The sequence below is a fragment of the Mesorhizobium sp. M2A.F.Ca.ET.039.01.1.1 genome (assembly GCF_003998035.1).
In the GTDB taxonomy this organism is placed as follows: Bacteria; Pseudomonadota; Alphaproteobacteria; order Rhizobiales; family Rhizobiaceae; genus Mesorhizobium.
The window spans coordinates 1-3,789 of the sequence record NZ_RZRY01000610.1 but is presented as its reverse complement, the minus strand read 5'-3'; the positions used below and the strand labels follow the sequence as shown (position 1 = coordinate 3,789).

The 3,789-nt window shown below is 64.8% G+C and carries 3 protein-coding genes and 1 pseudogene; 1 reads left to right on the top strand and 3 read right to left on the bottom strand.

What is annotated here, in order from left to right:
* Positions 1–1,400: DNA polymerase I (gene polA, locus EOA24_RS30365; RefSeq protein WP_127410401.1), on the top strand; the 1,400-nt coding region annotated here is incomplete at its 5' end.
* A gap of 223 nt (positions 1,401–1,623) precedes the next feature.
* Here the strand turns inward: polA and EOA24_RS30355 are convergent.
* The 3 genes and pseudogenes from EOA24_RS30355 to EOA24_RS30345 form a co-directional block, all read right to left on the bottom strand.
* Positions 1,624–2,028, bottom strand: coding sequence for a Fur family transcriptional regulator (locus EOA24_RS30355; RefSeq protein WP_042640862.1), 405 nt, complete (start codon positions 2,026–2,028; stop codon positions 1,624–1,626).
* Between the two features lie 149 nt (positions 2,029–2,177).
* Positions 2,178–3,224 (bottom strand): L-glyceraldehyde 3-phosphate reductase, encoded by a 1,047-nt coding sequence (gene mgrA, locus EOA24_RS30350; protein ID WP_126081166.1) that lies wholly within the window; start codon positions 3,222–3,224, stop codon positions 2,178–2,180.
* 167 nt (positions 3,225–3,391) lie between these two features.
* Positions 3,392–3,789 (bottom strand): annotated as a pseudogene (locus tag EOA24_RS30345) (gfo/Idh/MocA family oxidoreductase); the annotation flags it as partial.

The window sequence follows — 3,789 nt, the reverse complement described above, 5'->3', positions numbered from 1 at the left end:
GACACGCGCCGGCCTCGAAGAAGGAACTGGCCGGCTCGGGCAAGAGCGCCATCGGCTTCGACCAGGTCGATATCGAGCGCGCGACCGCCTATGCCGGCGAACAGGCCGATCTGGCTCTGCGGCTGTGGCAATTGCTGAAGCCCCGGCTCGCCGCCAAGGGCCTCGTTTCCGTCTACGAGCGGCTGGAACGTCCGCTCGTGCCGGTGCTTGCCCGCATGGAGCAGCGCGGCATCTCGGTCGACCGGCAGATCCTGTCTAGGCTTTCGGGCGAGCTGGCGCAGGGCGCCGCCCGCGTCGAGGAAGAGATCTACGGCATCGTCGGCGAGCGCATCAACATCGGCTCGCCCAAACAGCTGGGCGACATATTGTTCGGCAAGATGGGCCTGCCGGGCGGCTCGAAGACCAAGACGGGGCAATGGTCGACCTCGGCGCAGCTGCTGGAAGACCTCGCCGCCGAAGGCCATGAGCTGCCGCGCAAGATCGTCGACTGGCGCCAGCTCACCAAGCTGAAGTCGACCTATACCGACGCGCTGCCCGGTTTCATCAACCCCGGCACCAACCGCGTGCATACCTCATACGCGCTCGCCGCGACGACCACGGGCCGCTTGTCATCCTCCGATCCCAACCTCCAGAATATTCCGGTGCGCACCGCCGAGGGCCGCAAGATCAGGACCGCCTTCATCGCCGAGAAGGGCCACAAGCTGGTCTCGGCCGACTATAGCCAGATCGAGCTGCGCGTGCTTGCCCATGTCGCCGAGATCCCGCAGCTCAAGCAGGCCTTCGCCGACGGCGCCGACATCCATGCCATCACCGCGTCGGAAATGTTCAACGTGCCGGTCGAAGGCATGCCTTCGGAGGTGCGCCGGCGTGCCAAGGCGATCAACTTCGGCATCATCTACGGCATCTCGGCCTTCGGCCTCGCCAACCAATTGTCGATCCCGCGCGACGAGGCCGGCGCCTACATCAAGCGCTATTTCGAGCGCTTCCCGGGCATCCGCGACTATATCGAGGAAACCAAGGCCTACGCGCGGGAAAACGGCTTCGTGCAAACCATCTTCGGCCGGCGCATCCACTATCCGGAGATACGATCCTCCAACCCGTCGGTCCGCGCCTTCAACGAGCGCGCCTCGATCAACGCCAGGCTGCAGGGCACCGCCGCAGACATCATCCGCCGCGCCATGGTGCATATGGAAGAGGCGCTGGAGAAAGCGAAACTCTCGGCCCGCATGCTGCTGCAGGTGCATGACGAACTGATCTTCGAAACGGTGGAAGCGGAAGTCGAAGCGACTATCCCCGTCGTGCGCCGGGTCATGGAAAACGCGCCGATGCCGGCGGTCTCAATGTCGGTGCCGCTGCATGTCGACGCCCGGGCGGCGGACAATTGGGACGAGGCGCATTAGGCGGCATGCCGAGAGGCGCCGCGATCCGTCGCCCCCCCTCTCTGTCCTGCCGGACATCTCCCCCTCAAGGGGGGAGATTGGCGGTTCCGGCGCCGGCGCTCGTCTTGCAACGTTTGAAGATTGGCGAAAGCCGTGACTACGGCTGATCTCCCCCCTTGAGGGGGAGATGTCCGGCAGGACAGAGAGGGGGGCTCCGCGCCGGCGTCAACCGGCTAGCTGATACTTACGCAGCCTCGGCCCTGCACTTCGCGCAAACTCCGCGAAACTCGATCACCGCCTTCTTGGCCGCGAATCCCGTCGAGCGCACCCATTCGTCCAACCGATGGCCGACGTCGTGGTCGGACATTTCGGTCACCTGGCCGCAATTGTCGCAGATGGCGAAGGCGGTCATCGAATGGCTGTGGTCGTGCGGCTCGGCGCAGGCGACGAAGGAATTGAGGCTTTCCAGCCGGTGCACGAAGCCGGACTTCACCAGCGTGTCGAGCGCCCGGTAGACCTGCAGCGGCGCGCGAAAACCGCGCTCGCGCAACTGGTCGAGCAGCGTATAGGCGCTGAGCGGCCCGCTGGACGCCTCTAGCTTCTCGAGCACGCAGAGCTGGTTCTTGGTCAGCGCATCTCTTGCCGTCATCTTGTTCGCCCAATCGACGCTTGCACGCGCGACCGCATGCCAAGGACTTCAATTTCCCCTGAGATAGCGACGAACGAGCGATTTTGCCACTGTTTCCGCAGCGCGTCTCCTCAGGCACAGGTCGGGCGAGACGGTTCGCCGGCTAACCGCTACTTGCGCGGCGGCCCTTTGCGTTCGGCGGAAGCCGCCCAGAGGTTGATGTCGGACTCACGCGCGTAAGTATCGATCTCGCCAAGCTCGGCATCGGAGAACTCGAGCGCCTTGAGCGCGCCGACGCAATCCTCGACCTGTTCCGGCCGGCTGGCGCCGATCAGGGCCGTGGTCACGCGGCCCTTGCGCAGCACCCAGGCCAGCGCCATCTGCGCCAGCGTCTGGCCGCGGCGAGTGGCAATGGCGTTGAGCGCCTTGATGTTGGCGATCGACTTGTCGTTGATGAAGGCCTGCCTGAGCGACTTGCCCTGGGATGCGCGGCTGCCCTCGGGGATGCCGCCGAGATATTTGTCGGTCAGCATGCCTTGCGCCAGCGGCGAGAAGACGATCGAGCCGATGCCCAGCCCCTCCAGCGTGTCGAGCAGCCCGTCCTCCTCGACCCAGCGGTTGAGCATCGAATAGCTCGGCTGGTGGATCAGGCAAGGGGTGCCGAGCTGCCGCAGAATATCGGCCGCCTCGCGGGTGCGCTGCGAGTTGTAGGACGAGATGCCGGCATAAAGCGCCTTGCCCGAGCGCACCGCGTGGTCGAGCGCGCCCATGGTTTCCTCGAGCGGCGTTTCCGGGTCGAAGCGGTGCGAATAGAAGATATCGACATAGTCGAGCCCCATACGCTTCAGGCTCTGGTCGAGGCTCGCCAGCACATATTTGCGGCTGCCCCATTCGCCATAGGGACCCGCCCACATCTCGTAGCCGGCCTTGGTCGAGATGATCATCTCGTCGCGATAGGCGGCGAAATCGGTGCGCAGGATCTCGCCGAACGCGGTCTCCGCCGAGCCGGGCGGCGGACCGTAATTGTTGGCGAGATCGAAATGCGTGATGCCGAGGTCGAAGGCCTTGCGCACGATCGCCTGCTTGGTCCGGTGCGGCGTGTCGTTGCCGAAATTGTGCCACAGCCCGAGCGAGATCGCCGGCAGCTTGAGGCCGGAGCGGCCGCAGCGGTTATAGATCATCTTTTCGTAGCGGTTCTCGGCGGCGACATAGGGCATGGGAAAAATCCTCGGGATCGAAGCGGCGCCGCGAGCGCCGCTAGAGCATGAAGCCGAAAAGTGCGGAGCGGTTTTCGGGCGACTTCATGCTCGGCTCAGGGGTCAATTGAATCGATGCTTGCCCCTACCCTTACCCTCTCCCCGCCGAAACGGGGAGGGGTTGCCACCTAGTTTTTCTTGGCCAGCAGCGCCTTCGCGTCCTTGACGCCGAGCGCGGCCGGCCGCTCGCAGGTCGTCTGCATGGTGACGTATTTGCCGCTTTCGCCGGAACGCAGGATGCCGGTCATCACGTCGACGGCGTGCAGCGCCAGCTCCATCGAGCAGCGGTGCGGCCGCCCTTCGGCGATTGCGATCGCCATGTCGGCAAGACCGGCGGTGCGGTAATTGGCCATCATGCCCTGGCCGTGCATCTCGTTCGGCACGCCGAACGGGTGGTTCCATTTCGGCAGCTTCTTCACCGGCTTGGCCGCGTCGGTGAAGCGTACCTCGCCGCCGAAGAAATTCGGGTCCGGCACGAAGACGGTGCCCAATTCGCCATAGAGCTCCATCGGCGCGTGGCCATGAC